The sequence below is a fragment of the Hyphomonas polymorpha PS728 genome (assembly GCF_000685315.1).
Lineage (GTDB): Bacteria > Pseudomonadota > Alphaproteobacteria > Caulobacterales > Hyphomonadaceae > Hyphomonas > Hyphomonas polymorpha.
Window position 1 is genome coordinate 173,148 of record NZ_ARYM01000002.1, and the last position, 23,513, is coordinate 196,660.

The 23,513-nt window shown below is 63.6% G+C and carries 22 protein-coding genes; 14 read left to right on the forward strand and 8 right to left on the reverse strand.

Features of this window, described 5'->3' with window-relative positions; translation table 11 throughout:
- Positions 1–199: 199 nt before the first annotated feature.
- The gene (locus HPO_RS02475) at positions 200–1,564 is read left to right on the forward strand and encodes an ABC1 kinase family protein (RefSeq protein ID WP_035594258.1); all 1,365 of its coding nucleotides are present in this window, start codon (positions 200–202) and stop codon (positions 1,562–1,564) included.
- Positions 1,561–2,208, forward strand: a complete 648-nt coding sequence (locus tag HPO_RS02480; RefSeq protein WP_035594040.1) for a phosphatase PAP2 family protein — start codon at positions 1,561–1,563, stop codon at positions 2,206–2,208. Before HPO_RS02475 ends, HPO_RS02480 begins: the two co-directional genes overlap by 4 nt.
- Before the next feature lie 12 nt (positions 2,209–2,220).
- Here HPO_RS02480 and HPO_RS02485 read toward each other — a convergent pair whose 3' ends face one another.
- Entirely contained in the window at positions 2,221–3,495 is a 1,275-nt protein-coding gene (locus HPO_RS02485; protein ID WP_035594042.1) for a cytochrome P450, read from the reverse strand.
- A gap of 99 nt (positions 3,496–3,594) precedes the next feature.
- Between HPO_RS02485 and HPO_RS02490 the strand changes: the two genes are divergently transcribed.
- Together HPO_RS02490 and HPO_RS02495 are read left to right on the forward strand one after the other, a co-directional pair.
- Positions 3,595–4,248 carry a TetR/AcrR family transcriptional regulator gene (locus tag HPO_RS02490; protein WP_084324107.1) on the forward strand — a complete coding sequence of 218 codons (654 nt, stop codon included), beginning with the start codon at positions 3,595–3,597 and terminating at the stop codon, positions 4,246–4,248.
- Complete coding sequence (locus tag HPO_RS02495) at positions 4,245–4,421, forward strand: rubredoxin (RefSeq protein WP_035594044.1); 177 nt, start codon at positions 4,245–4,247, stop codon at positions 4,419–4,421. Before HPO_RS02490 ends, HPO_RS02495 begins: the two co-directional genes overlap by 4 nt.
- Here HPO_RS02495 and HPO_RS02500 read toward each other — a convergent pair.
- Positions 4,418–5,194 (reverse strand): hypothetical protein, encoded by a 777-nt coding sequence (locus HPO_RS02500; RefSeq protein ID WP_157532632.1) that lies wholly within the window; start codon positions 5,192–5,194, stop codon positions 4,418–4,420. The genes HPO_RS02495 and HPO_RS02500 overlap by 4 nt on opposite strands.
- A gap of 82 nt (positions 5,195–5,276) precedes the next feature.
- Here HPO_RS02500 and HPO_RS02505 point away from each other — a divergent pair, with 82 nt between their 5' ends.
- The gene (locus tag HPO_RS02505; RefSeq protein ID WP_035594048.1) at positions 5,277–5,747 is read left to right on the forward strand and encodes a PaaI family thioesterase; all 471 of its coding nucleotides are present in this window, start codon (positions 5,277–5,279) and stop codon (positions 5,745–5,747) included.
- 16 nt (positions 5,748–5,763) lie between these two features.
- Here the strand turns inward: HPO_RS02505 and HPO_RS02510 are convergent, their stop codons facing one another.
- On the reverse strand, positions 5,764–6,816 hold the full coding sequence (locus tag HPO_RS02510; RefSeq protein ID WP_035594050.1) for a TerC family protein: 1,053 nt from the start codon (positions 6,814–6,816) through the stop codon (positions 5,764–5,766).
- A gap of 163 nt (positions 6,817–6,979) precedes the next feature.
- Positions 6,980–8,281: a chromate efflux transporter gene (gene chrA, locus HPO_RS02515; RefSeq protein ID WP_084324120.1), complete on the reverse strand. Its 1,302-nt coding sequence runs from the start codon at positions 8,279–8,281 to the stop codon at positions 6,980–6,982.
- A gap of 311 nt (positions 8,282–8,592) precedes the next feature.
- Between chrA and hisS the strand changes: the two genes are divergently transcribed.
- From hisS to HPO_RS02545, 6 genes are all read left to right on the forward strand, one after another.
- A complete protein-coding gene (gene hisS, locus HPO_RS02520; RefSeq protein WP_035594052.1) occupies positions 8,593–10,074 on the forward strand; it encodes a histidine--tRNA ligase in 1,482 nt (493 codons plus the stop codon).
- Entirely contained in the window at positions 10,071–11,192 is a 1,122-nt protein-coding gene (locus HPO_RS02525; protein WP_084324108.1) for an ATP phosphoribosyltransferase regulatory subunit, read from the forward strand. The genes hisS and HPO_RS02525 overlap by 4 nt, the downstream gene beginning before the upstream one ends.
- Positions 11,189–11,899 (forward strand): ATP phosphoribosyltransferase, encoded by a 711-nt coding sequence (gene hisG / locus HPO_RS02530; protein WP_035594056.1) that lies wholly within the window; start codon positions 11,189–11,191, stop codon positions 11,897–11,899. The genes HPO_RS02525 and hisG overlap by 4 nt, the downstream gene beginning before the upstream one ends.
- A 401-nt stretch (positions 11,900–12,300) precedes the next feature.
- On the forward strand, positions 12,301–13,488 hold the full coding sequence (locus tag HPO_RS02535) for an aspartate aminotransferase family protein (protein WP_035594057.1): 1,188 nt from the start codon (positions 12,301–12,303) through the stop codon (positions 13,486–13,488).
- 78 nt (positions 13,489–13,566) lie between these two features.
- Positions 13,567–14,115: an AAA family ATPase gene (locus tag HPO_RS02540; protein WP_035594058.1), complete on the forward strand. Its 549-nt coding sequence runs from the start codon at positions 13,567–13,569 to the stop codon at positions 14,113–14,115.
- A 248-nt stretch (positions 14,116–14,363) separates the two neighbouring features.
- Entirely contained in the window at positions 14,364–16,994 is a 2,631-nt protein-coding gene (locus HPO_RS02545; RefSeq protein ID WP_035594059.1) for an ATP-binding protein, read from the forward strand.
- Here HPO_RS02545 and HPO_RS02550 read toward each other — a convergent pair whose 3' ends face one another.
- Positions 16,995–18,197 carry a lipase family protein gene (locus tag HPO_RS02550; RefSeq protein WP_051612191.1) on the reverse strand — a complete coding sequence of 401 codons (1,203 nt, stop codon included), beginning with the start codon at positions 18,195–18,197 and terminating at the stop codon, positions 16,995–16,997.
- 130 nt (positions 18,198–18,327) lie between these two features.
- On the opposite strand from HPO_RS02550, the gene HPO_RS02555 reads away from it, so the two are divergent.
- Entirely contained in the window at positions 18,328–19,170 is an 843-nt protein-coding gene (locus HPO_RS02555) for a carbon-nitrogen hydrolase family protein (protein ID WP_035594060.1), read from the forward strand.
- 117 nt (positions 19,171–19,287) lie between these two features.
- On the opposite strand, the gene nspC is transcribed toward HPO_RS02555, so the two are convergent.
- Both nspC and HPO_RS02565 read right to left on the reverse strand, forming a co-directional pair.
- Positions 19,288–20,430 carry a carboxynorspermidine decarboxylase gene (nspC, locus tag HPO_RS02560; RefSeq protein ID WP_035594061.1) on the reverse strand — a complete coding sequence of 381 codons (1,143 nt, stop codon included), beginning with the start codon at positions 20,428–20,430 and terminating at the stop codon, positions 19,288–19,290.
- A 252-nt stretch (positions 20,431–20,682) separates the two neighbouring features.
- Complete coding sequence (locus tag HPO_RS02565) at positions 20,683–21,897, reverse strand: saccharopine dehydrogenase family protein (RefSeq protein ID WP_035594062.1); 1,215 nt, start codon at positions 21,895–21,897, stop codon at positions 20,683–20,685.
- Between the two features lie 161 nt (positions 21,898–22,058).
- Here HPO_RS02565 and HPO_RS02570 point away from each other — a divergent pair, with 161 nt between their 5' ends.
- On the forward strand, positions 22,059–22,385 hold the full coding sequence (locus tag HPO_RS02570; RefSeq protein ID WP_035594063.1) for an antibiotic biosynthesis monooxygenase family protein: 327 nt from the start codon (positions 22,059–22,061) through the stop codon (positions 22,383–22,385).
- 19 nt (positions 22,386–22,404) lie between these two features.
- Here HPO_RS02570 and HPO_RS02575 read toward each other — a convergent pair whose 3' ends face one another.
- Entirely contained in the window at positions 22,405–22,713 is a 309-nt protein-coding gene (locus HPO_RS02575) for a hypothetical protein (protein ID WP_035594064.1), read from the reverse strand.
- 419 nt (positions 22,714–23,132) lie between these two features.
- On the opposite strand from HPO_RS02575, the gene HPO_RS02580 reads away from it, so the two are divergent.
- Positions 23,133–23,387 carry a GlsB/YeaQ/YmgE family stress response membrane protein gene (locus HPO_RS02580; RefSeq protein WP_035594066.1) on the forward strand — a complete coding sequence of 85 codons (255 nt, stop codon included), beginning with the start codon at positions 23,133–23,135 and terminating at the stop codon, positions 23,385–23,387.
- Positions 23,388–23,513 lie beyond the last annotated feature (126 nt).

Here is a 23,513-nt window from a genome sequence, read left to right on the forward strand (position 1 = left end):
GGATGCAGGCGCTGCGGGGTCGCGTCGTTCTGGGTTCAGGTCTCAGGAGGGCTGATCAGGAAAACGGGCGTGGATGGTGCAGGGCGGGGCCTCAGTAATTGTGGCGATCTGGAGGCGGCGTATACGCCTACATGAACAGTTTGTCACCCCGGTCACCTGCCGCCTGTCCATCCCGGGACAGGGCTTCTATATCTTGGGCATGAGCCCGCCCCCTTCCGACACCTCCGATCCTGAACGCAACCGCCTGTCCGGCCGCATCGCCCGCACCGCGAAGGTGGGGGCCAACCTGTCTGGCGCAGGGCTGACCTTTGCGGCCCAGTCGCTGTTTGGCGGGGACAAGGGCGATGAGCGGGTGGCCAGGGCGATGGCGGCGGCGCTGGGCAAGTCCAAGGGGCCGCTGATGAAGGTGGCGCAGATGGTGTCCACCGTACCGGACCTCTTGCCGCCGGAATACGCCGCCGAATTTGCCAAGCTGCAGGCCGAGGCCCCGGCCATGGGCTGGCCCTTCGTGAAGCGGCGGATGCGGGCCGAGCTGGGCGCGGACTGGGAGGGCAAGTTTGCGGCATTTGGCAAGGAGGCGAGCCATGCCGCCTCGCTGGGGCAGGTGCACGAAGCCACCCTGCATGATGGCCGCAGGGCTGCCTGCAAGCTGCAATATCCGGACATGGCGAGCGCGGTGGAGTCCGATATCGGACAACTCCGGACACTTCTGGGCCTCTTCAAGCGCATGGACGGCTCGATTGATGCCGACGAGATGGTCGAGGAGATCACCGACCGGCTGCGCGAGGAACTCGATTACGCCCGTGAGGCCAAACACATGGCCCTCTACCGGGACATGCTGGCCGACAAGGCGTTCATCACCTGCCCGAAGCCGGTGACGGAGCTGTCGACGGCCCGGCTCATCACCATGACCTGGCTGGAGGGCGAGCGGCTCGACGCCTTTCAGACCGCGCCGCAGGAAGTGCGCAACCAGATCGCCGAGATGCTGTTCTGGACCTGGTGGGCGCCGATGAACTCCTACGCCGTGATCCATGGCGATCCGCATCTTGGCAATTATCAGGTGACCGGCGGCGGGGAGGGGATCAACCTGCTCGACTTTGGCTGTGTGCGCATCTTCCCGCCGGCCTTTGTGGCGGGCGTCGTCGATCTCTACCGGGCGATGCTGCATGATGATTTCGATGCCGCTTATGCCGCCTATGAGGCCTGGGGGTTCCAGAACCTGTCGCGGGAGCTGGTGGAGGTGCTGAACGTCTGGGCGCGCTTCATCTATGGGCCGATCATCGATGACCGGGTGCGCACGGTGGCCGATGGGGTTTCGGCGGGCGAGTATGGCCGCAAGGAAGCGTTCCGGGTGCGCCAGCTGCTGAAGGAAAAGGGACCGGTGAAGATCCCCCGCGAGTTTGTGTTCATGGACCGCGCTGCCATTGGCCTTGGCGCCGCCTATCTGCGGCTGGGGGCGGAGCTGAACTTCCACCAGCTGTTTGAGGAGAGCCTTGAGGGCTTCTCGGTGGAGACGGTGGCGGCACGGCAGGCAGAAGCGCTTGGCCGGGCGGGGTTGGCATGACGCGCGCAGATCGCTGGCCCCTCGCGCTGATTGCCCTTGGCGTGCTGGGGTTTGCAAGTCTTGCCGGGCTGGTGTCTGCCGGCGCCGCGCATGGCTTCGATCATGGAGTGCTGAGCTGGTTCCGGGTGCCCGGTGACCTCTCCCAGCCGGTGTTCAGCGCCTGGCTGACGCACCCGATGGCGGACATCACAGCGCTTGGCGGGTACACGGCCCTCACTCTGCTGACCCTCGGAGCGGCGCTTTATTACGCCTTGCTGAGAAACTACGTCACGGCGATCATTTTATCATTGGCCATCGGGTCGAGCGGCCTGCTGACCCACCTGCTGAAACAGGGGATCGACAGGCTGCGCCCCGACCTTGTGGATCATCTGACCCATACGGCGCATTCGAGTTTTCCCAGCGGCCACGCCCTGCAGGCAACGGTTGCCTTTCTGATCATCGGCGCATTGCTGGCCAGCGGGCAGCCGGCCCGGCCCATCAGGACGCTGATCTTTGCCGGCGCGATCCTGCTGACCTTTCTTGTCGGGATCAGCAGGATCTATCTTGGCGTTCACTGGCCAACCGATGTGCTGGCAGGCTGGTGCCTGGGCACCGCCTGGGCAGCCTTGTGGTGGCTGGTGCTGCGCCGCGTGGCTGCGCGCTGACCGCCCGGCTTCTCAGTTCATCTTGAAGCGGATCGGCACGGTTTTCGGGCCGCTGACGAAGTTTGCCTGCGTGCGTGAAGGCTTCCCGGCCAGTTCCACCGATTTGAGGCGCGGCAGGAGTTCTTCCCACAGGACGCGCATTTCCATCCGGGCAAGGTGCTGGCCCAGGCACACATGCGCGCCATAGCCGAAGGCGACATGCTTGTTGGGCGAGCGGTCGACCTTGAAGCTGTAAGGGTCTTCGAACACGGCTTCGTCCCGGTTGCCGGAAGGATAGGCCAGGAACAGCCAGTCATTCCTGGCGATCTTCCGCCCGGCGATTTCGGTGTCGTCAGTGGCGGTGCGCATGAAGTGTTTCACCGGCGTTTCCCAGCGGATGGATTCCTCCACCATGGACGGGATCAGCGAGAGATCGTCTTTCACCTTGCGGAACTGGTCGGGATTTTCGGCCAGCGCCCACATGGCCCCGGCGGTGGTGTTGGAGGTGGTGTCGTGGCCGGCGGTGGCGGCGATGATGTAATAGCTCATGGCTTCGAGATGGCCGAGCGGCTGGCCATAGACGGCGCCATTGGCGATCACGCTGGCAAGGTCTTCGCGCGGGTTCTGGCGGCGGTCTTCGGTCATGGCGTTGAAATAGGTCATGAAGTCGAAGATCGTTTCATTGATCATCTTCAGCGTGTCTTCGGTGCCGCCGACTTCCTTGCCGGCCCGGTTCACGTCCGGGTCCTGGGTGCCGAAGAGTTCCTGCGTCAGCTTCAGCATGCGCGGCTCGTCAATCGGCGGCACGCCCAGAACTTCCATGACGACATGCAGCGGATAGAGGAAGGCGACATCGCGGGCGAAGTCGCATTCGGTGCCTTTTTCCGCCATCTGGTCGATGAAGCCGCGCGCAATCTCGCGCACCCGGTCTTCCAGCTTGCGCAGGTTCTGCGGCATGAACCAGGCCTGCGTCAGGCGGCGGTACTGCATGTGGTCCGGGTTATCCATCTGCACCAGCGAGCGCAGGATGTTCGGCTTGCCGCCCATCATCTCGCGTACGCGCTTGTCGCTTTCGATGGTGGTCAGCGTGGCCGAGCGGTCTTCATTGTGGAACAGATCGTTCTGTCTTTCGATGTTGAGAATGTCGGCATGACGGGTCACGACCCAGAAGGGGTCAAAGCCTTCCAACTCAGCCACATCCAGCGGCGCGTTGGCGCGCAGCCAGCGGAAGGCCTCATCGACGCGCTTGCCATCAGCATAGGCTTTGGGGTCAACAACATCACGGGCAATGTGTTCAGGTATGGTCATGCTTTTAGTCCTCCCACTTCCGGGTTTTGCGATTACCGGGGTCCAGATTGCTCTACATCAAACTTGCTATACAGCCAACAAGTATGTTACGGGGTGCGTATGTCTGACACAGGCACGAGATCATCTGCAGCGGCGGGCCGGCTGACTCAGGCCGAAAGGCGTGACCGGTCGGAGCGTGAGTTGCTCAGCGCGGCCATCCGGGTTGTGGGCGAGCAGGGCGTGTCTGCCGCAACCTTTGACGCGATCGGCAAGGAGGCGGGCTTCTCCCGGGGGCTGGTCACGCAGCGGTTCGGGTCCAAGGAAGGGCTGATCCGGGCCGTGATCGCCCGCCTGCATGAGGGGCAGGGCGAATACCTCGATGCGGCGAGGGTTTCGGATATGGACGGGCTGAGCGCGCTATGCGCCTTCGTCGACCTCCATTGCCTGGCCATGCGGGAATCCGAAGAGGCAGACACCTATTTCATGCTGCTGGCCGCCGCGGTGGCTGACCGGCTGGAAACGCGCGAAGCGTTTCGCGACTCCCACGAGATCGAGCGGGCGCTGATCCGCGGCTTCATCGAGCGCGGCACGGCCAATGGCCATATCAGCGCAGATATAGACGCAGATGCCGAAGCGCTGCTGGTGGGCTGCTCGCTTCTGGGAATGCGCATCCAGGCGCTGGTCGATCCCGCTTTCGACCCGGTTCCGGTACATGGCGCGCTGATCACATCAATCAAGGCCCGGCTGCGCAGGCCGGACGGGGAGGACACATGAGCGACGGGTTCAAGACATGGCAGTGCCGCACCTGCGGCTACATCTATGACGAGAAGGAGGGCGACCCGAATGAGGGCCTCGCCCCCGGAACGCGCTGGAGCGATATTCCGGCCGACTGGATCTGCCCGCTCTGTGGCACGCCGAAATCCGATTTCGACATGGTCGAGATCTAGGGCGCCACTCTCTGACAGGCTCCGCTGGCCGTCTCGCAATCCATCCGGTCGAGGCTGACAAGATCGCCGAACGGGTTGATTGAGGCGGGGTCATCTGCCTTCAGCGTCACGGCATAAACCGGACCCATATTCTGCGCGCTGCGGAAGAAGGAGAGCGCGGTGCCTGCGCAAAGCCGGCGCGTCTCGCCTGGCTGCAGCGCGGCTGACTTCAGAGCCGGGGCGGTGGCGATCCACTGACCCTTGGCATCATGCAGGGTGAGGTAATAGCGCAGCTTGCGATTGGCGGTGTTGGTCACCTCACTGCAGGCTTCCAGATGCGGCGTGCCGCCATGGCCGGTCACGCGCTGGGTGATCTCGCCAAGCTGTCCTTCGGTACGGCCGCCCGGATAGAGCAGGGCGCCGAAGCGGGAATTGACCGCCTTGTAATAGGTGGCTGCTGCTACCCGGCAAGTTGCGTTCTGCGCGCCCGCTTTGCTGAGAGGGTATTCCGCATCGCAGGCAGTCTGCATGTCGGTGAGGAAGTCTGCGTCGCAGCGGCCCTGATCCAGCGCGCCGGAGCGGTAGCAGGCGTCGTGAAACTTGCAGGCCTCCAGGAACGGGCCATCGGGCACGATCTTGTCGAGCAGCTTGCGCCCGCCGCAGGCGTCCAGCGGTTCCTGCGCCGCAAGGATCGATGCGCTGGCGAGCATGTCATCCCGTGCTCTCGGCTCTGCCGTCACCGGCTGAGCAACAAGGCCAAGGAATACGAGAACGAAAGCCACCACGCGCGTCATGGGAAAAATCGTTTGCGGAACGTTGCGGCAATTTGAAGGCAGGTCTTGCAGGGAAGGCGCGGCCGGGTTTAGGAGCCTGCCCATGACCGACGATTTCAACCGCTATCAGACCACAGAGCTCCCGCCCGGCTATACCCAGCTGGCCTGGCATCGCGGCTTTGGCCGCCAGATTGGCCCGCTGTTCGAGAAGCGCGAAGACGGCACGCTGATGCGCGCCTTCCGGGTGGAGGAATACCACACCAACGGCATGATGAACGCCCATGGCGGGATGCTGATGACCTTCGCCGATATGGCCTGGGGCGCCGCCGTGGAAAAGGATGACGATACCTGGTGGGTGACCGTCCGCCTGATGTGCGACTTCGTCTCCGGCGCGCCGCTGGGCAGCTTTGTCGAGGGCAAGGGCGTGATCGTCGGCCGGCAGGATGATGTGTTCACGGTTGAAGGCCGCATCTGGACGGGCGACAAGCTGCTGATGCGGGGCACCGGCATCTTCAAGGTGATCCCGCGCCGGGAAGAGGGAAAACCCTTCGTCAGGACCACTGCGGGCGCCTGACGAAGGGCGTTCATTGTCAGCTGCCTGCGTGAGGCTTATCGGCGCTCGTCTTCCACAGCGAGAAGAGGATCGCCCCGCCCAGCAGCGCGATGGTCAGCATCAGCGACCAGTGCGGCTCAAGGTAAGGCACGATGTGGAGTTCCTTGTAGAGCAGGAAGTTCCAGAAGATCTTGATGCCGATCAGCACCAGTACGGCGGCAAGGCCGTATTTGAGGTATTTGAACCGCTCCACGGCTGCTGACAGCATGAAATACATCGAACGCAGGCCGAGGATGGCGAAGATGTTGGATGTGTAAACGATGAACGGATCGCGGGTGACGGCAAAGATGGCCGGCACCGAGTCCACTGCAAAGATGATGTCGACCGTCTCGACCATGAACAGCGCCAGCAGCAGCGGCGTGGCATAGCGGGTCATCTTGCCGGTGTCGGGGTCGATCTTCCTGATGAAGAAGTTGTGGTTGGTGATCTCGTCGGTCACCCGCAGGCGTTTCTTCAGGAAACGGAAGATCGGGTTCTTCTCCAGATTGAGCTCTTCCTCTTCGGGGCCTTCGCCGGGGATCAGCATCTTGCCGCCCGTGTAGAGCAGGAAGGCGGCGAAGATAAACAATACCCAGGTGAACTCGTTGACCACCGCCGCGCCCAGCGAGATGAAAATCCCCCGGAACACGATGGCGCCCAGGATGCCCCAGAACAGCACCCGGTGCTGATATTCCCGGGGCACGGCAAAGAAGGTGAACACCATGCCGATGACGAAGATGTTGTCGAAGGCAAGCGCGGTCTCAAGCAGATAGCCGGTGGCGAACTGGACCGCAGCCTGCTGGTTGAGGTTTTCCGGGCTGTTGTAGAATTGTGGGTCCGGCTCGTAGCCGAAATAGATGTAGAAGCCGAAGGCCACGGCGAGCGAAGCAAAGCAGGACCACATGATGGCGCTTTTCTTCGGGGAGATGACCTCGTCTTTCTTGTTCAGCAGGCCAAGATCGACCCAGAGCAGAAAACAGATGAGGGAGAGAAAAGCGGTCCACAGCCATAAGGGCTGCGCCGCATATTCCACGGTCAGGAAATCTGGCATGATTGGGGTGCCGTCAAAGCAGTGCGCCGCGTCCGCGCGTGTTGCTTCAAGGTTCCGACATCGCGCTTGCCGCCGCAAACACCAGAGGGGCCCGGACCCGGTTGACGCCGCGCAGGGTAGATCAAGCACCAGCGCCGTCAAGCCTCGCCGCGCCGCTGTCAGTCTACATCCAAAGGCTGAGCAACCCTGCCAGCGCGCAGCCCAGGACGACCAGAACGATGTTCACCTTGTAGCGGATCAGGGCAATTGCAGCGCCGGCCGCAATAACCATGGCCAGCAGATCCGGCTGCGTAAGGTCTGGCAGGGAGAGGTGGCTACCCCAGGGCAGGGGCGTGTTGATCGCGCCCCGGAACAACACCGCCATCCCGAACACGGCTGCCACCTTGGCTATGATCCCGAACACAGCGGCAGTAATCGCCTGCAATATGCCGGCCGCCGCCCGGCTGCGCCGCAACCCCTCCGAAAAGGGAGCGCCGGCAAAGATCCACACGAAGGAGGGGGCAAAGGTGCACCAGCTAGCCATGAGCGCTGCGGCGGCGGCCAACCACAGCCCGCCGCCTTCCGTCTGCCAACCGGCCATGAAGCCGACGAACTGGTTGACCAGCACCAGCGGTCCTGGTGTCGTTTCGGCAAGGCCGAGGCCATCGATCATCTGCGGCGCCGTGAGCCAGCCTTCAGCTTCCACCGCCTGCTGCTGCAGATAGGCCAGAACGGTATAAGCCCCGCCAAAGGTCAGCACCGCCAGCTTGGAAAAGAAGACGCCGACCTTGGTAAGCACATGATCCGGCCCGAGCATCACCATGGCGGCGATCAGCGGGGCAAACCAGAGCGCCCCCCAACTGGCCGCAGCCTTCAATGCTCTTGCGGCGCTGGCCTTTTCCGCAGGGATGGGGAGCGCTGCTGTGGCAGGCCTTGGCTGCGAGAGGCTGCGTATGAGGCCAATCGCTGCCGCCAGGCCGATCACCAGCGGGAAGGGCATCTGGAACAGGAAGAGGCCGAGGAAAGCCGCCGCAGCCAGGGCAATATCCTGGGGGCCTTTGAGCGCCCGGCGGCCGACCTTGACCAGCGCTTCCAGAATAAAGCCGATCACCGCCGCCTTCACGCCGTAGAAAAGGGCGGCCACCACGGGCAGCGTGCCCCAGGCGGCATAAAGCCAGGTCAGCGCGAACACGATCAGGGCGCCGGGCAGCACGAACAGCAGTCCGGCAATCACCCCGCCGGTCACGCTGCGCAGGCGCCATCCGGCATAGGTGGCCAGCTGCTGCGCCTCTGGGCCGGGCAGCAACATGCAGTAGTTAAGCGCGTGCAGGTATTCGGCCTCACCGATCCACCGCTTCTCCTCCACGAAGACGCGGTGCATCAGGGCGATCTGCCCCGCCGGGCCGCCAAAGCCGAGACAGCCGACGCGAAAGCTGGCCGAGGCGAGCTCCTTCAGGCTGGGCGAGGGGGCAGCGGCTTCCGTCACGGGTGTGTGGTTTCGCAGAAGCTGCCGCAAAGACAAGCCACGAAATCTGGCGATATTGTTGACTTTTCATGCCTGGCTGCGTATCGGCCCCGGCAATGAACACAGGCATGCACCACCATCATCACCCCGCATGACGCGCCGCTGAGGCGCGAACCGGTCCGGCTGCGCCTCTGAAACGTGTTCCTCCCCCCCGAGAACCAGACCAGATGCGGCAGGCCGAACGGGCCCGCCTCACGGCCTTTGTGCCGCCTTTCCAATCGGGCTGCCTGCGGTTATTGCGGGGCCAGCCGGCAAACAGGATCTGAAGACCCATGAGCACCAAGGACGCCCGCCCCCTCTCTGGCAAGGATCTCGCCCGCAAGCCGCGCGGCTTTCCCGACAAGCGCGAGGCCCTGATCCATGCCCAGGCGAAGCTCGTGGAGACGGTGACCGGGGTTTACCGGCAATGGGGCTTTGAGGCGCTCGATACCGGGGCGTTTGAATATGCTGACGCGCTCGGCAAGTTCCTGCCCGATTCTGATCGTCCCAATGCCGGCGTGTTCTCCCTGCAGGATGATGACGAGCAGTGGATGGCGCTGCGCTATGATCTGACAGCGCCGCTTGCCCGTTTCGTGGCCGAGCAGGGGCAGGGGCTTGGCCGCCCGTTCCGCCGCTATGCTGCTGGGCCTGTCTGGCGCAATGAGAAGCCCGGCCCTGGCCGGTTCCGCGAATTCTGGCAGTGCGACGCCGATACGGTCGGCGCGCCCGGCCTGCATGCCGATGCCGAGATGATCGCCATGGGCGCCGAAGCGCTCCGCGCGCTGGGCATGAAGCCCGGAGAGTTCGTCATCCGCGTCAACACGCGGCGGCTGCTCAACGGTGTGCTGGACGGGGTGGGCGCGACCTCTGGCGACACCCGCCTCGCCATCCTGCGCGCGCTCGACAAGCTCGACCGTCTCGGCGCTTCGGGCGTGGCGGACCTCCTCGGCGCAGGCCGCAAGGACGAGAGCGGCGACTTCACCAAGGGCGCCGGGCTCGGAGCGGAAGAAGTCAAACGCGTGCTCGCCTTTGCCGAGGCGGGCGCTGAGACCCGCGCCATGACGCTGGCCAATCTCGCCAAGGCGGCCGGCAGCACGGAAGAGGGCAAGGCAGGCCTCGGAGAGCTGGAAGCCATCGCGCTGGCGCTTGAGGCGCTCGGCGCGCCTGAGGACGATGTCAAGATCGATCCCTCCGTGGTCAGAGGGTTGGAATATTATACCGGGCCTGTGTTCGAGGCAGAATTGCTGCGTGAGGTGACCGGCGAAGACGGCAAGAAATACCGCATCGGCTCCATCGGGGGCGGCGGGCGGTATGATGATCTCGTCGCGCGCTTTACGGGCGAGACCGTGCCCGCCACCGGCTTTTCCATCGGCATCTCGCGGCTGGCGGCGGCCCTCGCCATCCTCGGCGAAACCGGAAAGCTGGATGGTCCGGTGGTCGTGCTCAATCTGGACAAGGATAATCCCGGCATCGCGCTTGGTCTTGCCGCAGAGCTGCGCCGCGGCGGCATCCGGGCGGAAGCCTATATGGGCGCCTCGGGCATGCGCCCGCAGATGAAATATGCTGACCGGCGGTCTTCACCCGCTGTCGTGATCGTCGGTACTGACGAGATCGAGAAGGGCACGGTTACCATCAAGGATCTGGAGATCGGCGCGCAGAAGGCCAAGGCGATTTTCTCCAATGAGGAATACCGCGAAGCGCGCCCCGGCCAGATAGAAGTGCCGCGCGCCGAAATGGTCGAGACTGTCCGCCGTATCGTCGAGGCCCACGCATGAAACACGACGCTCTTGTGGCGGTTGCCCGCGCGGTCGTGGAGACGGCTGGCGGCACGCCGATTGACCCTGACTATGTTCTGCCAGCGGACATTCCGCTGGAGCTTTCCGGCGAAGCTGTCCGCGCCCGGCTCTGCGTGTTCCAGGATTATCGCGGCGCCGACATGGCGATGCGGCCAGACCTGACGCTGCCTGTCGCCCAGCGGGAAGCGGCCCGGCGCGCAGCCGGCGAGGGCGGCGCGAAGACCTATACCTATGCCGCGCGCGCCTTCCGCATACCCGTTGCGCCGGACGATCAGCTGGAATTCACCCAAGTGGGCCTCGAACGCTTCGGCCATGAGGCGAGCGCAGAGGCCGATGCCGAACTCTTCGCGCTGATCCACCGCGCGGTGGAAGCCTGCGGCGTGGCGCCTTCCGGCGTCATCATGGGCGATCTGGCAATCTTTCCGGCCTTCATTGATGCGCTTGGCCTGCCCGGCGTGACGGCGGATCTGCTGAAGCGCGCCTTCCGGCAGGAGGGCGGCGTGCGCGCGGTGCTGGACGCGGCCTCCCGCCCGCTGGAGCCTGATGTGGCAGCAGTGCTGAGCGCGGCCGACCCGGTCGCTGCGCTTGGCAATCTGCTCTCTGAGCGGAATATTCCGATGGCCGGGGGGCGAAGCCTCGCCGAGATCGTCGAGGGCCTGAAAGCACGCTGCGCGGCCATTGAGGCAGGGGGCCTCAGCCAGGCCGCGCGCGATGTGCTGCTTGCCCTGCGTGAGGTCGATTGCCCGCTGGGAGAGGCGGCCGGAACGCTTTCCGCACTTGCCGAGACCCATGGGCTTGGCGCCGTGCCCGGCGCCATTGCGGCGCTCAAGGCGCGGGCCGAGGCGATCCTCGCGCGGGTGCCGGCTGCCGCGCAGACCGCGCGCTTCCGCACGGGCTTTGGCCGCCGTTTCACCTATTATGATGGGTTTGTATTTGAAATCCTCGCGCCGGGTCTGGAACTCACCCAGCCGGTTGCCGCAGGCGGACGGTATGACGGCCTGCTGACGGGGCTTTCCGGCGGCAAGGTGTCGGCAACCGGGATCGGCGGCGTGGTGCGGCCGGACCGTATGGTGCGTGTGCGGAGGGCAGGAGCATGAGCCGGATCACGATTGCGGTTCCCTCCAAGGGGCGTCTCAAGGAACAGACTGAAGACTGGCTCGCCAGCATTGGCCACACCGTTCGCCAGATTGGCGGGGAGCGGGGGTACACGGCAGAGATTGAAGGCATCGATGCCGAAGTGCGTCTTCTCTCGGCCAGCGAGATCGCGCAGGGCCTGATCGAGGGCAGCCTGCATCTGGGCGTAACCGGGGAAGACCTGCTGCATGATCTGTCGCCGGATGGTCCGGTGGATTTCGAAGTGCTCAAGCGCCTCGGATTTGGCGGGGCTGATGTTGTGGTTGCCGTGCCCCAGGCCTGGTTTGATGTTGACACGATGGCAGATCTGGAAGCCGCCGGCGCCGCCTTTCGCAAGGCGCATAACCGCCGCCTGCGGGTCGCCACCAAATATCTGCGCATCACCCGGCGATATTTTGCCCAGAAATCGGTGGGCGAATATCGCCTCGTCGAAAGCGCTGGCGCCACAGAGGCCGCCCCTGCCACCGGCACGGCGGATGTGGTGGTCGATATCACCACAACCGGCGCCACCTTGCGGGCCAATGGTCTCAAGGTGCTTGATGATGGGGTAATCCTGAAAAGTCAGGCTTCGCTTACGCGCTCAATCCGGGCGCCCTGGAGCGAGGAGGCGAACAGTATCGTACAATCCCTTATGCGTCAGCCGGGCACAGGGACAAAACGCCCCCTTTAAATTTTTTTTGGACACATTCTTGACACATCCCCGAAAACGTTGCCGTATGGGTAGGCAAGTTTCTGGGAGGAAACGCTGCAAACGGTGGAGGGGCGTAGCGACCGGGGACGGGGCTACGCCTCTTTTTCATTTCAGGGGCCGTTTTCACGATTTGAGGGAGAAGACCGGGACCAGCAACCGCGATGGTTCAGGGGGAGTCGAGGGGCGTTGTCACCGCGCCGCCGGTCCCGGCTTCATGAATAACAATATGCACTTATCGATAAACGTCAAGCGATATTATCGTTTTTCGATTAAATCGCTGTAATCCTTCCCCCTGTGTTGACTCGCCCAGCGCCGCGCCCCATGCGTGGCGCCTTAACCAGCCCCGCCCCCGGATCATCGCCGCGTCAAAGGAGACCAAGATGGAAGATCCCCGCCAGCACATCCTTCCCGTTTACCGCCCGCCGGAGGAAGTGTTCGTGCAGGGCGAAGGCGCCTACATGTTCACCGAGGACGGGCGACGTTATCTCGATTTCATCGCGGGCATCGCGGTCAACGCGCTGGGCCATGCGCATCCGGCCATGATTGACGCCCTGCGCGATCAGGCTGGCAAGCTTTGGCACACCTCCAACATGTTCCGGATCAAGGGGCAGGAGGAACTCGCCGACAAGATCTGCCGCGATACCTTTGCTGACCGGGTGTTCTTCACCAATTCGGGCACCGAAGCGATCGAGTGTGCCATCAAGGCGGCGCGCAAGTATCACTGGGCTGCCGGAGACCCGGACCGGATCGACATCATCACCTTCACCGGTGCCTTCCATGGCCGCTCCATCGGGGCGATCAATGCGGGCGGCAACCCGAAATACCTGGAAGGCTTCGGCCCGAAACTGCCGGGCTTCGTGCATCTGGAATGGGGCGATCATGACGCCCTGAAGGCTGCGCTGGCCGCCTCGACTACGGCCGCTGTGCTGGTAGAGCCGGTGCAGGGCGAGGGCGGCGTGCGCGCCATGCCCGAGCAATGCCTCAAAGGCCTGCGCGAGCTGTGCGACCAGCATGGCGTGCTGCTGATGTTCGATGAGGTCCAGTGCGGCATGGGCCGTACGGGCAAGCTCTGGGGCTATCAGTGGGCCGCCGATGTGGAGCCTGATGTGATCGCCGCGGCCAAGGGCATCGGCGGGGGCTTCCCCTTCGGCGCATGTCTTATGACCGAAGCTGTTGCCGAACCGATGCAGCCGGGCAGCCATGGCTCGACCTATGGCGGCAACCCGCTGGCGATGGCGGTCGGCAATGCGGTGTGGGACATCATCTCGAATGAGGAATTCCTGGCCAATGTCCGCCGCGTTTCCGGTACGTTGGCGCAGGGCCTGAAAAGCCTCGCTGACAGCCATCCGGACAAGGTCGAAGGCGTTACCGGCAAGGGCCTGCTCACCGGCCTGCGCCTCAAGGCAGACCCGAAAAACCTGCAGACCCTCTGCCGGGAAGAGGGCCTTCTGGCGGGCGTGGCAGGGAACAATGTCCTGCGCCTCGCCCCGCCGCTGATCATCGACGACGCCCAGGTACGCGACGCCGTCAGCATGATCGACGCCGCCCTGACCGAATGGGCGCCGTAAGCGCCCGCCGGCTTTGATTTCTGCCGCTCCTTGGCGCCTGCCTTTTTCGGCGGGCGCCATCCGGCGGTAAGTACCCTCATGCGCCAAGACCACCGACACTGCTTCATCCTCACCGGCGGCCCCGGCGCGGGCAAGACGACGCTGCTGGCGCATCTGGCCGGGCAGGGGATCGCCATGATGCCCGAGGCGGGGCGGGGGATCATCCGTTCCCAGATGGCCATTGGCGGCCGCGCGCTGCCCTGGAAAGATCGCGCGCTGTTTGCCGAACTGATGCTCGGCTGGGAACTGCGTTCCCTCAGCGAGTCGGCGACACGGCCGGGCCCCATCCTGTTTGACCGGGGCGTGCCGGATGTGGCGGGCTATCTGACGCTGGAAGGGCTGGAGGTGCCCGCGCATATCCGGCAAGCCGCCAAAATCCACCGGTACAATTCGCTCGTCTTTCTGGCGCCGCCCTGGGAGGAGATCTTTCACACCGATCCCGAGCGCCGTCAGGACTTTGAGACCGCCCGGCGTACCTGTGAGACGATGCGGCGTGTGTATACGGAGCTCGGATACAACCTGGTCGAGCTTCCGTGCGCGTCTGTTCCTGAGCGCGCCGATTTCGTGCGGGCCAATATCGGCGCTTAATCCTTGTTTTCGCTTAAAGAAAAGGGACAGGCTGAGAGAGCATAGCCTGTCCCCTGCAAATGCGCACGTGCGGTCCCCCCACACTTGCTGCTGCTGAATTAGCAAATCTGAGTACTGCTCGCGTCCGTGCAGATACCTAAATTTCGGCGGGCTTTGCTCCAATTTGAGCTTTCATGTGCGTGGGCCCCGGTTAAGCTCATCTTCTGGCTGGCTTTGGGGAGAGCAGGCTGGAAGGGGAGCGGTCTGTAGTGCTGGTAGAGCGTGAACGGGATTTCGAGCGGCTGGATGTCCTGATTGCGGCGGCGAGCCGGGGCCAGGGGAGTGTGGCGCTGGTCTGCGGGGAGGCCGGTATCGGCAAGACTTCGCTGATCCGCGGCCTGTTTGCCCGCCTGCCCAGAGGCTGGCGTGCGGCTGCGGGCGGCTGCGACGCGCTTTACACCCCCCGCCCGCTCGGCCCCGTGCGCGATATGGCGGAGATGCTGGGGCCAAAGGTCCGTGCCCTGCTGGAAAACGGCGACCGGCAGCGCCTCTTCGCAGCAATCCTTGACACGATCGGCCGTTCCAACAGCCCGATCCTGATGGTCTGGGAAGACATGCACTGGGCTGATCATGCCACGCTGGACCTGCTGCGCTATCTTGGCCGCCGAATTGCCTTCCTGCCGCTGGTCCTTGTGCTGACCTACCGGGATGACGAAACCGGCGCGCAACATCCTCTGACCCAGGTGCTGGAGGAGTTGCCCCCCACCGTGCGCGAGGCTGTGCCCCTCCGCCGTCTCTCCCCGAAAGCCGTCAGCGCCATGGCGCGCAAGGCGGGTCTGCCGGGAGACTGGCTCTATCAGAAAACATCCGGAAACCCTTTTCTCGTCACCGAGATGCTGGCGGCCGGGCAGGGCGCGGCCGACAATCTGCCCGGCTCCATCCGCGAGGCCGTTACCGTCCGCCAGGCACAGCTCTCCGGCGGCGCGCGCGAACTGCTGGAACTGATCAGCGTTATCCCTGCTGCTGTCCCGCCTGCGCTGCTGGTCCGGCTTGGCGGCGAGGAGGCGGTGACGCTGGCCGGAGAGCTGACTGCCAGTGGCATCCTTCAGGCCTCCACCGCCGGTGACATCCGCTTCCGGCACGAGATCGCGCGGACCGCCACGCTGGAGCGTATTCCCGCCAAGGTCCGGCGCAGCCATCATGTTCGTATACTGGCAGCCCTTCGCGCGCTGGGGGCTGAGGCGCCGCTGGACCAGATGGTGCACCATGCGGCTGGCGCGCTTGACGGCGCGGCCGTGCTGGCAATTGCGCCGGAAGCGGCAGAGCGGGCCGCCGCCAGCGGTGCCCACCGCGAAGCCGCCGCCCATCTGGGTACGGCGCTTCGCTTCGTTGAAGAGGCAGACCCCGAAACCGCCGCGCTGCTGCATGAACGCTGGGCTTATGAGAGCGCCCTTGCCGCACCGATTGATGAGGATGTGCTCGACGCCCGCCGCCATGCGATTACGCTCTGGCGAGTGCTCGGCCGGCAGGACAAGGTTGGCGAGAACCTCCGCTGGCTCTCGCGAATGCACTGGTATCGCGGCGAGGCGCTGGAGGCTGCGCGCCTTGCAGACCAGGCGATCCAGGTTCTGGAAAGCATTCCGCCTTCCGCCGAGCAGGCCATGGCCTATTCCCTGCGGTCTCAGTTGCACATGCTGAACGATCAGATGGAAGATGCTGTCTATTGGGGCGAGCGTGCCCTGGCGCTGGAAGCAGATTTCCCCCGGCCGGATCTGCGTGCCCACGCCCTCAACAATATCGGCACGGCGCTGGCTTTCCGGGGACGGACGGAGGGTGAAGCCCTGCTGCAGGAGAGCCTCGACATATCGCTGGCCCACAACCTGCATGAACATGCGGCCCGGGCCTACACAAACCTTGCCGAATATGCCGTCGAGTTCCGCAAGTTCGAACTTGCCGAAAAGGTGATCGCCGATGGCATCACGTTTGACATCGATCATGATCTCGACGCCTGGACGCTTTACCTCTCGGGCCGCCTTGCGCTTTTGCGGATGGAGCAGGGGCGGCTGAAAGACGCCGTCAGGCTGGCCGCCTCCGTCACTGATCGCGAGCGGTTGACCCTTGTCGTTCGCTTGCCGGCCCTGCTGGTGCAGGCGCGGGCAGCCATGCGCCTGACTGCGCCCGAAGCGCCCCGCCTGATGGAGCAGGCCTATGCCGATGCCATGGCGACCGATGAGTTGCAGCATATCGTGCCCGCGCGGCTGACGCTGATCGAACATGCCTGGCTTTCCGGCAATCCCGGACTTGCGGGGGAGCATCTCGACGCCCTGTTCACCCTCGCCGATGGCGACCGCCATCCCTGGAATATCGGGGAACGGGCCGTCTGGGCGCGGCGCCTTCGCCGGCAGGTGCCTGGCCTCACCCCCGAAACATTGCCCGAACCCTTCCAGCTTGAATTGGCTGGTAAGATTGAGCAGGCGTCAGATGCCTGGAGGGCGCTGGGTATGCCCTATGCCTCGGCTATTGTCCGTCTGCAGAGTGATGACGTGGAGCTGCTCGGCCAGGCGGTGCATGATCTACAGGCCATGGGCGCAGAAGCTGGCGCGGCCTTCGCGCGGCGGCGCGCGGCAGAGCTTGGCGTCACCCGCGGTCTGCCGCGGCCCCGCCGGGGCACGTACAGCGCGGCCCGCGATCATCCCCTCGGCCTGACCCGCCGCGAGCAGGATGTGCTGCGCCTGATTGTCAGAGGCTGTTCCAACCGCGAGATTTCCGAAGAACTCGGCCGTTCGCCGCGCACGGTGGAGCATCATGTTTCATCGGTCCTCTCCAAGCTCAACGCCCAGAACCGGATGGCCGTCATGCTGCGGGTGCAGAACGATCCCTGGTTGCTCGGTAGCGGGTGATCATCTGGGGCAGACCTTCGGCGCGGGCGTTCCGTCAAACCGGGCCTGGGTCCATTTTACCAGGATCGGCCCGGTTGGCGCATCGGGCGCCACGATGGACACATGGTCCAGCGTGTCGAATAGCTGATAGTCGATGATTTCCCCCGCCGCGCACCGCTCGCGCGCATAGCCGGCCTGCATCTTCGCGCTCACCACGTCGTCGCGCCTGCCCTGCAGGATCAGCACTGGCGCGCCGAGCTTTCCGTTGGGGATGTTTTCGGCCAGTTTCCGCCGGAAACTTGTGCCCGTCTCTCCGCCCCGGAAAATGGTGCCTTCAGTGAACCTTTCTGCCAGCAGCAACGGCACAACCACCCGCGCATCGGCAAAGCAGCGCTCTGCAATCTCCTTGGCCTGCCAGCGTGCCTGCGGCCGGACGATGCCGCTGAAATAGAGGTCGGGATAGGTATCGGCATAGGCGCGTGCCGCAAAGGACGAGAAGATCCGGCCTACCGGGGTTGCTTCGGTTTCTGCCACGATGGCAGGAAGGTCTGTAGCCGGAGCAAGCGCTGCAATCCCCTTCACCTGAAGCTCTGGGGCATAGCTGCGCGCCAGGATGCCGCTCCAGAGCGCGGCGTGCCCGCCCTGGGAGTGGCCCCAGATCACGGTTTCCAGCGACAGGGTCAGCTCTGAGAGGTCATGCGCTGCCCGCGCCGCATCCAGCACGGAGCGCGCTTCCCCATCGCCGATCAGATAGGGGTGGGGCCCTTGCGTCGTCAGCCCGGCATAATCGCTGGCCACATAGATCCAGCCTTCTTCCAGCAGCGCGCTGAGGGCCGGCACATCGGCAAAGGGGTTTGCCTGCATCGAGGCGCCACAGCCGGGCGCGGCGCCCAGCGTGCCATGCGCCCAGAGGATCACCCGCCGGGGGAGCGCGATGTTTTCCTGCGGCTTCCACATTACGAGGGCGCTGGCCGTTGCCGGGGCGCCGCCGCTCAGCGTTGTGGTATAAAGAATGCGGCGCGCAACCGCGCCTTTGGGCACGCCGCGCTTGTAAGGCTCAGATTTCAGCAGATGCCCCGGCCCGGTGGCAGCCGCCACGTCCGCCTTGAAGAACTTGCCCGGCGCGGGCGGGTAGGACCAGAGCCACACACCGAGCACAAACAACAGGACAAGGAGGATCAGCCCCCCGACCACCATGCGCGCGAGTTTCACCCAGCCGGGCATTGCCTGTCCCCCAAAGGCTCCACCCTGTGCAGCCTGCCTGCAAACTACCAGAAGCCTCTGCGCCTCGCCAGCGCCGCTTTGGCGCGAGAGGCGCTGGCGGCAAGGCTTCTGGCGCGCTAGTCTGCTGCCCATGAAACTCACCGCCGCCTGCATCCAGATGCGCTCGGGCACCGAGCCTGCCGCAAACCTCGCCGCTGCCACTGCCCTCATCCGGCAGGCCGCCGGGCAGGGCGCGCGCTTCATCGCCACGCCGGAAATGACAAACCTTCTGGATATTCGCCCCGGCATGGCCCGGCCGAAAGTGCGCACGGAGACGGAGGACGAAAGCCTGCCCGCTTTCCGCGCGCTCGCCGCAGAGCTGGGCATCACGCTGCTGATCGGCTCTTTGGCGATTGCGCTGGAAGATGGCGCGGACGACCGCTTCGCCAATCGCTCCTTCCTTATCGGGCCCGATGGCGGTGTCATCGCCCGCTATGACAAGATCCATATGTTCGATGTCGAAGTTGGCGACGGCCAGAATTACCGCGAAAGCCGCGCCTACCGCCCCGGCGAAACGGCCGTGCTGGCGCAGACGCCTGCAGGCAGGATCGGCCTCACCATTTGCTATGATGTCCGCTTTCCGCATCTCCATCGTGCGCTGGCCATGGCGGGCGCCGACATTCTCGCCATTCCGGCTGCTTTTACCAAGGTCACCGGTGAGGCGCACTGGCATGTCCTGGTGCGCGCCCGCGCCATTGAGACGGGGTGCTTCGTCATTGCGCCGGCTCAGGCGGGCAAGCATGAAGATGGCCGGGAAACTTTCGGGCATTCGCTGATCGTCTCGCCCTGGGGCGACGTGCTTGCCGAAGGTGGCGCCGCCGAGCCCGGCGTCGTGATGGCAGAGCTTGACCTCGCAGAGGTTGCCAGGGCGCGCGGGCGGATTCCTGCGCTGAGCAATGAGCAGGTGTTCCGTGTAGAGAAATTCGGTGTTTAGAAACGCCCACCGCGCCCCCTACACTCATCCTGAGCGAAGTCGAAGGATGGCCAAAAGCTCCGCGCACTCCGGCTCACCCTTCGACTTCGCTCAGGGTGAGCCGTTCTCCCGTTCTGCCTAACGCCCCAGCCGCCGGCGGAACTCGCCATAACCAAAGTCGGAGATCTGCTCCACGCGGCCGTCTTCCCAGCGGATGGCGAGGTTGGCGAGCGGGGTTCCGTTGAAGGTGTTGGTCTTGACGAAGCTGTAATGCATCTGGTCGGTGAAGATGATCTGATCGCCCGGTTCCAGCGGCTTTTCGAAGGAATAATCGCCAATCACATCGCCGGTCATGCAGGTCTTGCCGCCAAAACGATACGTGTGCGGAAATTGCCCCGGCTGGCCCGCGCCGATCACGTCCGGGCGGTAGGGCACTTCCAGAACGTCCGGCATGTGGGTCGAGGCGGAGGCATCTAGGATCGCCAGGTCCATCTCGTTCCAGTGCAGGGCCAGCACGGTCGAATGCAGCTCGCCGGTATTCACGACAAGCCCGGCGCCCGGCTCAAGGATCACCTCGATGCCGAACCGCGCCTTGAACTTTCTAATCGCCGCGATCAGCGCATCGACATCATAGCCCGGCTTGTTGAGAAAATGCCCGCCGCCGAAGTTCACCGCCGAAACCTGCTCCAGATAAGGCGCAAAATGCTCCGACACATATTCGATGAGGCCAACCGAGCCTTCGTGAAGGCTCTCGCAGAGGGCATGGACGTGGAAAATATCGACGCCGCTCCAGTTCACCTGCGCCAGCTTTGACGGGACTTCGCCAAAGCGGCTCGTGGGGGCGGTGGGGTTGTAGAGATCGCCGCCCAGCGTCGCATTGGAATAGCCGGGGTTCACGCGCAGGCCGACATGGCAGCCCGCGTCGCGCGCAATATCGCCAAACCGGCCAAGCTGCTCAGCCGAATTGAAATAGATATGCTGGGCCACCTTCGTCAGACGGCGGACTTCATCTTCGGTGTAGGCAGGCGAATAGACGTGGACTTCCTTGCCGAATTCCTCCGCGCCCATGATCGCCTCATGCTCGCCGCTGGCCGTCGTCCCGTCGAGATAGTCCTTCATCAGAGGGAAGGCGGCAGGCATGGCGAAGGATTTCGTCGCGAGCAGGATCTTGCACCCAGCCTCCTCCCGCACACGCTTTGCCGTTTCGAGATTCTTCCGGAGACGGGCGGTATCGAGGACGAAGCAGGGGGTTTGGATGTCAGGTGGGCTCACGGGATTCATCTTTGTCTTTTTTCGCAGTTTGCCTGTTTGCGAGGACTACACTCAACACGAAGTTTGCCACCGTCACGATCGGGAGCATTCCAACGAATAATATTCCTACTCCTTGCCATTTCCCCAAAACGGCACTGGGGCCATCAACCAGTGCTGCCAAGATACCGAAAACAAGTATCAATATTCCCAGCAACCACGCAGAATATATCGCTGAACTAAACAACTGCGCCCATAACCATTTTGTCGTGGGCGATAGCGCCATCAGGTCACCACCTCAAACAGCGGATCCTGGTCGCCCGGCTTGATGTCGATGATCGTTGTCGGCAGGCCGCGCTTGGCCACGTCTTCGAGGAAAGGCGCAGAGGGGAATTCTTCCACGTTGAACACGCCGGGGCCTTTCCAGATGCCGCGGAAGAACATCGCCGCGCCGGAGACCGGGGGTACGCCCGTGGTGTAGCTCACCGCCTGCGCGCCGACTTCCTTGTTGGTCTCGGCATGGTCGCAGACATTGTACAGCATCTTGGCGATCTTCTCGCCATCCTTCTTGCCACGGATGATCACGCCGATGCTCGTCTTGCCGGAATAGCCTTCGGCAAGGGAGGAGGGCGGCGGCAGCAGGTCGCGCAGGAATTCCATCGGAATGATGTCCATGCCCTTGTGCTTGATCGGCTCCAGGCTGATCAGGCCGATGGATTTGAACACTTCCAGGTGCTTGATGTAGGCGTCGCCAAAGGTCATCCAGAAGCGGATCTGTTTCAGGCCGCGGATGTTCTTTACAAGGCTTTCCTCTTCCTCATGATAGATGAGGTAAGAGGCGCGCGGGCCGACTTCGGGATAGTCCACCATCGTCTTTATGCTGAGCGCCGGGATCTCGATCCACTCGCCATTCTTCCAGTATTTGCCGTCCTGCGTCACTTCCCGGAGGTTGATCTCCGGGTTGAAGTTGGTGGCGAAGGTCTTGCCATGGTCGCCGGCATTGCAGTCCACGATATCGATATACTCGATCTCGTCGAACAGGTGTTCCTGCGCATAGGCGCACCAGATGTTGGACACGCCGGGATCAAACCCGCAGCCGAGAATGGCGGTGAGGCCTGCTGCCTTGAACTTGTCCTGATAGGCCCACTGCCAGGAATATTCGAACTTTGCGACTTCGCGCGGCTCGTAATTGGCCGTGTCGAGATAGTTCGTGCCCGCCTCGAGGCAGGCATCCATGATCGGCAGGTCCTGATAGGGCAGGGCCATGTTGATCACGAGGTCGGGCTTTACCTTCTTGATGAGCGCCACCGTGGCGGCCACGTCATCGGCGTCGACCTGCGCAATCTCGATGGGCGTCACGCACTCCTTCGCCACCTTCTCGCAGCTCTCAATGCGGCGCGAGGCGAGGGTGATGTGTTTGAACGTGTCGCGGTCCATCGCGCACTTTTTGGCGACGACTGAACCGGCTGCGCCGGCGCCGATGATGAGAACTCTGTCCATATCTGGGCTAACTCCCGGAAAGGGTTGAAACTGTGCGCCTCCCTTAGGGCACTTTGCCGCCGGACGCTAGCTGGCGGGGCGCGGGGAGGGGGCTAGATAGGGCCGCCTATGACGTGTCACAATGACAGGCCTGTGACGGGGCCAAAAGAGGGGGAGCCGCCATGATCGCCACCACGCCCGAGGCGCCCTATTGGGCCGTCATCTTCACGGCCATATTCTCCGGCCGGGAGGAGGCGGAATATGCCGAAACCGCCGAAGCGATGGTCACCCTTGCCCATACGATGCCGGGCTTCCTCGGCTATGAGTCCGCGCAAGGCGAGGGCGGGCTGGAGATCACCGTCTCCTACTGGGAGAGCGAAGACGCCATCCGCGCGTGGAAACGCCAGGCCGATCATATCGCCGCCCAGAAACGGGGCCGCGAAGCCTTCTATTCGGCCTACACGATCCGCGTCGCCAGGGTGGAGCGCGCCTACGGGTTCCGAGCGTAGGAAGGGCGCGCGGGCGCCTCTAGATGCGCGAAAGCGCGCGTAGAAACTCGTCAATCGTCATCCAGGCATTCGCCGTCCGCTCGGGCGGCACGGACAGGAGGATGCGCCGGGATTGGGCTCCAAACCGGCCGCGGAGAAAGGTCTCGAAGGTGGCCATCAGCCCCCTGGGTGTACGCAACGTCTCCTGCGTCACCGGAAGTGTCAGCAATTCCTGCAGGAAGTTCTCGACGAGGCTGTCTCCCTCGCTCAGCGACCCGCAAAACAGCCGGGCGCAGGCGCGCAGACTGGGCACACAATGCTCGGCGCAGTCCGCGACAGTCGGAAACATCCGGCAATTGTGCCGTAGATTGTTCCACTTTAGATTTATTGTTGGTGTGGTGCGAGAATAAGGATCCGTCATTGCAATCGGCCTTGCAATCGCCACATTCCATATTTGAGAATGCGTAGCAAATACGCTAGAAAATGAGCTTCATTCACGTTTGAATTTCCTATGGTTTCGAGTGCGGAGGCAGAGCCTATAAAACTGATAAATATAAGGCGCGTTCCGGTAATTTTGCAGTTTTCGATTGAACGCACTGTAAGTGTGATCGGGAGGGCACACTCGTCCGAGGCGAATTTTTGCTTCCCGCGCGGCCCGGATCAGTCCTATCCTTTCCCTAAGGGCAGCCACGAGACTGCCCCGTCAGGCTCTCTGCGGCCACCCGGCCGCTGCACACTGAGGCCTGCATAACGGGAAGGAGACCCAGAATGACCCTTGAAAGTATTCTGATATTTCTGCTGATCGGCGCGGTTGCCGGCTGGCTCGCCGGGCTGATCGTGAAAGGTTTCGGCTTTGGGCTTATCGGCAATATCGTTGTCGGCATCCTCGGCGCATTCATTGCGGGCTATGTCTTTCCCGCCATCGGGGTCAGCCTCGGCGCTGGCATCCTGGGAGCAATCCTCCATGCCACGATAGGCGCAGTGATCCTGCTTCTGGTCGTCCGCGTCATTAAGCGGGCCTGACGCGCCCCAAGCTGGCCTTCTGCCCGCCCGCGCTGCCGGGCGGGTAGTTCCTGCCGGTGATTTCACCAACAAACACTGGCGATCCTCCGAAAAACACGCTATGCGGCGCCCTTTCTTTTGCGGGGG

Excerpts from the sequence above, each read along its gene's own strand:
- HPO_RS02475 (WP_035594258.1), top strand. The coding sequence starts at position 200 with ATGAGCCCGCCCCCTTCCGACACCTCCGATCCTGAACGCAACCGCCTG.
- HPO_RS02480 (WP_035594040.1), top strand. The coding sequence starts at position 1,561 with ATGACGCGCGCAGATCGCTGGCCCCTCGCGCTGATTGCCCTTGGCGTG.
- HPO_RS02485 (WP_035594042.1), bottom strand. The coding sequence starts at position 3,495 with ATGACCATACCTGAACACATTGCCCGTGATGTTGTTGACCCCAAAGCC.
- HPO_RS02490 (WP_084324107.1), top strand. The coding sequence starts at position 3,595 with ATGTCTGACACAGGCACGAGATCATCTGCAGCGGCGGGCCGGCTGACT.
- HPO_RS02495 (WP_035594044.1), top strand. The coding sequence starts at position 4,245 with ATGAGCGACGGGTTCAAGACATGGCAGTGCCGCACCTGCGGCTACATC.
- HPO_RS02500 (WP_157532632.1), bottom strand. The coding sequence starts at position 5,194 with ATGACGCGCGTGGTGGCTTTCGTTCTCGTATTCCTTGGCCTTGTTGCT.
- HPO_RS02505 (WP_035594048.1), top strand. The coding sequence starts at position 5,277 with ATGACCGACGATTTCAACCGCTATCAGACCACAGAGCTCCCGCCCGGC.
- HPO_RS02510 (WP_035594050.1), bottom strand. The coding sequence starts at position 6,816 with ATGCCAGATTTCCTGACCGTGGAATATGCGGCGCAGCCCTTATGGCTG.
- hisS (WP_035594052.1), top strand. The coding sequence starts at position 8,593 with ATGAGCACCAAGGACGCCCGCCCCCTCTCTGGCAAGGATCTCGCCCGC.
- HPO_RS02525 (WP_084324108.1), top strand. The coding sequence starts at position 10,071 with ATGAAACACGACGCTCTTGTGGCGGTTGCCCGCGCGGTCGTGGAGACG.
- hisG (WP_035594056.1), top strand. The coding sequence starts at position 11,189 with ATGAGCCGGATCACGATTGCGGTTCCCTCCAAGGGGCGTCTCAAGGAA.
- HPO_RS02535 (WP_035594057.1), top strand. The coding sequence starts at position 12,301 with ATGGAAGATCCCCGCCAGCACATCCTTCCCGTTTACCGCCCGCCGGAG.
- HPO_RS02540 (WP_035594058.1), top strand. The coding sequence starts at position 13,567 with ATGCGCCAAGACCACCGACACTGCTTCATCCTCACCGGCGGCCCCGGC.
- HPO_RS02550 (WP_051612191.1), bottom strand. The coding sequence starts at position 18,197 with ATGCCCGGCTGGGTGAAACTCGCGCGCATGGTGGTCGGGGGGCTGATC.
- HPO_RS02555 (WP_035594060.1), top strand. The coding sequence starts at position 18,328 with ATGAAACTCACCGCCGCCTGCATCCAGATGCGCTCGGGCACCGAGCCT.
- nspC (WP_035594061.1), bottom strand. The coding sequence starts at position 20,430 with ATGAATCCCGTGAGCCCACCTGACATCCAAACCCCCTGCTTCGTCCTC.
- HPO_RS02565 (WP_035594062.1), bottom strand. The coding sequence starts at position 21,897 with ATGGACAGAGTTCTCATCATCGGCGCCGGCGCAGCCGGTTCAGTCGTC.
- HPO_RS02570 (WP_035594063.1), top strand. The coding sequence starts at position 22,059 with ATGATCGCCACCACGCCCGAGGCGCCCTATTGGGCCGTCATCTTCACG.
- HPO_RS02575 (WP_035594064.1), bottom strand. The coding sequence starts at position 22,713 with ATGTTTCCGACTGTCGCGGACTGCGCCGAGCATTGTGTGCCCAGTCTG.
- HPO_RS02580 (WP_035594066.1), top strand. The coding sequence starts at position 23,133 with ATGACCCTTGAAAGTATTCTGATATTTCTGCTGATCGGCGCGGTTGCC.